Source organism: Noviherbaspirillum sp. ST9 (genome assembly GCF_048799745.1).
In the GTDB taxonomy this organism is placed as follows: domain Bacteria; phylum Pseudomonadota; class Gammaproteobacteria; order Burkholderiales; family Burkholderiaceae_D; genus Noviherbaspirillum.
This window is the reverse complement of the sequence record NZ_JBLWFR010000165.1, coordinates 1-565: the sequence shown is the minus strand read 5'-3', so window position 1 is coordinate 565 and position 565 is coordinate 1. Positions and strand designations below refer to the sequence as shown.

General features: G+C 58.6%; 1 protein-coding gene. It reads left to right on the top strand.

Translation table 11 applies throughout. From position 1 onward, the window contains the following. Nucleotides 1-144: 144 nt before the first annotated feature. Nucleotides 145-565 (top strand): hypothetical protein (locus ACNOHI_RS25325; protein ID WP_420477490.1); only part of this gene is annotated, 421 nt, incomplete at its 3' end.

Here is a 565-nt window from a genome sequence, read left to right as displayed (position 1 = left end):
AAGGGCGCAATACTTAAATCTGCGCCTGCACGCGTAGATTGGAACAATGCCGGAGACAACGGCTTAAATGCACTGGAGCGTGCCTCCTTACTGGCGCAGGCTAAGACCCCCGCCACCACGGCCGGGGAGAGCTTTGCATCTGGTATGGGCAACAGCATCATCGCTGCGGCTATCCGCAAGGCTTCTGCCCCGGCATTTGACCGGGACCAGAACTTTAACGCCAAGCAGACTCTGAGCAGCGACACCCGGGCTAAGCTGTATACCCCAAATCAGGAAGAGATTGAGTACCTGCATGATTCGGTGTCGGTCGAGGACTACAACTACCGCATGCAGCAGATGCTTGAGCAGCGTGACCGTGACCGCTTAATGGCTGACAATACAGTAGCCGGGTTCGCGGGTATGTTGGTAGGGGATTCCCCGTTCATCCTGGCCCCTGTGTCTGCGGCGGGCATTGCTGGGCGCACCGGCCTGGCCGTACGCTCCGCTATCCGTGCTGCTGACGTAGGTACAGCAATGTATGCTCAGGACCAACTGGGGCAATCTGCCGCCGTCACGGCGCTAATTG